Origin of the sequence: Moorena sp. SIO4E2 (genome assembly GCF_010671945.1) — a bacterium.
Taxonomy (GTDB): Bacteria; Cyanobacteriota; Cyanobacteriia; order Cyanobacteriales; family Coleofasciculaceae; genus Moorena; species Moorena producens.
This window is the reverse complement of sequence record NZ_JAAHIE010000762.1, coordinates 1-2,948: the sequence shown is the minus strand read 5'-3', so window position 1 is coordinate 2,948 and position 2,948 is coordinate 1. Positions and strand designations below refer to the sequence as shown.

The following is a 2,948-nucleotide window of genomic DNA, read 5'->3' as shown; positions in this document are numbered from 1 at the left end:
TCTGATAATCATATTGATTTAGGTGACGATAAAAAATACTATAATCAACAGTTAAGATTTAAAATCATCAAGCAGTAAGTAGATAGTATAAAGTGAATGTGAGTTGAGGATCGTTCCTGTCCCTGTGACCTCCTCTAAGTCTATATATTAAATTGAGCTTAATTAGAAAATTAGGACATTTCTAATACCATTAGAACAAAAAATATTGTCTTGAGTTAAAGTCTTAAAAATCATGTCCCATTAAGGTTAAAACCCTTATGGGCGATGGTGGTGATGATAAACTGAGAGCGTCTGAATCATCTGCGTCTCTTACTGGTCGAGGGTCAGAAGATGATAAGGAAAAATGATTCTCACTGCGATCGCTGTACCAATGAAAAACCCCAGCGACTGCCGGGGTGTGGAGTGCAATGGTAGGATGCGATTGATTAAATGTAGTTCTGCGGGGAATATGGATCGATTCCATGTTCTCGCAATATTCGCAACAGGCGAGCATTTTCTGCCTCTAGATGGTCTGGTTCAGCCATACCTTCCGAAAGGTCTTCTAATTGCTGATTCAGTTCCTGGTTGATATACTTCCAGCATTCGCTATTGTTTCTTAGATCGGTGTTCTCAGCTTCTAAGAGACTCACGTATTCAGAAAGTTTTTCGTTTCTTTGTTTGATCGTAGCTGTATCACCAAAAGCTTCACGGATTCTTTCCTCCAACGCATCGATAATCAATCCATTAGTTAAAGCAAAAGCCCTCTTATTACCCTTGTTCCCCCTGCTGTTCCAGTAAAGGCCAACTATGACCGGGGGAATTCCCTTGATACGAGTCTGACCCTTCAGCTGCTTGGGGTTTAAAACCTCGAAAGTGCCGGGCGTAAAACCCTTGCCCCATATATCTTTGAAGGCTTTTGACTGCAAAAAACGCCGGGCGTAAGACTCATCTTCTCCGATGGTTTCAGCAGAGCCGGTTTGAGACATCAAGTAATCTCCAGACTCCGTCTTGAAACCATCAGCCTTGATATCTCCAATGTAGAAAGGACAGTGAGTTACGTATTGCTTATTTTCCATGGTTAGAATGAATATGACATTGAACTGGAGTAATCCTCCACTTAGCGATCGCACCATTGACGGGGAATGCGATCGCTTATTAATAAGTATACCTATTTTATCGTCATCGGCAAATATGGCTTTTGTTATCTTTGTCGCCTCAAAAAGTTAACAAGAGACGACAGGAAAATCAATGATCACTGCAAGCCAGTAATGTATAGTGCCCCGCCTACGGCCAATCGCTTTTAGCTGTTCCGTTCATAAAAACGCTGAATTAATCGATTTTTATCGTCTTTATTTACGAGTACAAATAGCGTACTTTGCCCAACGAACGAATCACACCTTACCATTGCAGTCAGTCTTTAACTTCCTGTTATTTTTATCGACAAAATCACAAACAATAAAAAGTGAATTTCAAAGGGAATTAGAGGTAAAAATTAAATACCAATAACTCTGATTGCTGCCATTTCCACTAATAGAACTACTTCCCACCAGAGTTAAAACTATTGCTTAAAACTATTGCGGATATAGATAATTTAAAATACCAATAAGTCCGATTATGTTAATTAGTCGGGAGATAATAATAACCTACAGTATAATTTGATGTCAGTTTGGGTGAAATACTTGCGCGCCACTTCCTTGTGAGAAGATGGGCGATAGACTACCCGAATCACCGTTCAATTACGTTTGGTAGGTAAGGAATACCCTCATGACAAGTCCCCAGGTGATCTGTGCTGGTGAAATGTTGTTTGACCGTTTGTCTAATCAGCCAGGAAAACCCCTAGAACAGGTGGAGTCTTGGACAGACTATCCCGGTGGCGCACCAGCGAATACTGCTTGTGCTTTAGTAAAGCTGGGTATACCCACTGCATTTATCGGTTGTATTGGTCAAGATCAGCCAGGAGACATACTGGTAGAGTTGTTAAAGGATGTTGGTGTCGATGGCACGGGAGTACAGCGTCATGGTACAGCTCCCACACGGATCGTCTATGTAGTCCGAGATGCCTCAGGCGATCGCAGTTTTGCAGGATTTGGTGATATCGATACCACAGAATTCGCTGATACACGACTTCAAGCCGATCACTTGCCTACTGAACTATTTAAGGAAGCGAAGTTTCTAGTATTGGGGACTCTGGAATTAGCTTATCCCGAGAGTAAGGCAGCAATTAACCAAGCAGTTAAGTTAGCACAACAACACCAGGTCTCTATATTTATAGATGTGAACTGGCGACCGGTCTTTTGGAATGATGCCAATACTGCCATTGAAATTATTCAAGACATGATCCAGCAAGCGGACTTCCTGAAACTGACTGATGAGGAGGGAGAGTTTCTGTTTGGCACTGCTGATCCAAAAGCGATCGCACAACGGTTGGATAAAGTCAAAGGGGTATTAGTCACAGCCGGGGAACGAGGCTGCGCCTACTATCTGGGAGGAAACGAAGGTAAATTACCAGCATTTTATGTAGCAGTCCAGGATACAACCGGTGCCGGGGATGGCTTTACTGGTGGCATTATTTATCAACTATGCCACCGTGACTGGTCGAGTCTGAGTGATCCAACCGTTGCCAAAGATATTGTCACCTATGCCAGTGCAGTAGGCGCACTGACCACTCTCAAGCCTGGTGCGATCGCAGCTCAACCTACATTAGCTGAGGTGGAAGCATTTCTCTCTAGTTAGGGCTTGCTGAAAAAGTTTTGGTGAGGAGAGGCAATAGGCAATAGGCAATAGGCAATAGGTAAAAAATTATGTGTACCTCATAGCTATGATAAAAGCTCGCTATAGTTAGTTTTTGTACACTGAAGTTACCCTCTCCACACTTGCCACACTCTTCACCCGACTCCCGACTCCCGACTCCCGACTCCCGACTCCCGACTCCCGACTCCCGACTCCCTACTCCCGACTCCCGACTCCCA

General features: G+C 43.3%; 3 protein-coding genes. 2 read left to right on the top strand and 1 reads right to left on the bottom strand.

The window, feature by feature from the left end; translation table 11 throughout:
* Positions 1 to 425 precede the first annotated feature (425 nt).
* Positions 426 to 1,055 (bottom strand): hypothetical protein, encoded by a 630-nt coding sequence (locus F6K37_RS36755; RefSeq protein ID WP_008187526.1) that lies wholly within the window; start codon positions 1,053 to 1,055, stop codon positions 426 to 428.
* Here F6K37_RS36755 and F6K37_RS36750 point away from each other — a divergent pair.
* Both F6K37_RS36750 and F6K37_RS36745 read left to right on the top strand, forming a co-directional pair.
* Positions 1,054 to 1,206, top strand: coding sequence for a hypothetical protein (locus F6K37_RS36750; protein WP_154659867.1), 153 nt, complete (start codon positions 1,054 to 1,056; stop codon positions 1,204 to 1,206). The genes F6K37_RS36755 and F6K37_RS36750 overlap by 2 nt on opposite strands.
* Before the next feature lie 537 nt (positions 1,207 to 1,743).
* A complete protein-coding gene (locus F6K37_RS36745) occupies positions 1,744 to 2,712 on the top strand; it encodes a carbohydrate kinase family protein (protein WP_008187529.1) in 969 nt (322 codons plus the stop codon).
* Positions 2,713 to 2,948 lie beyond the last annotated feature (236 nt).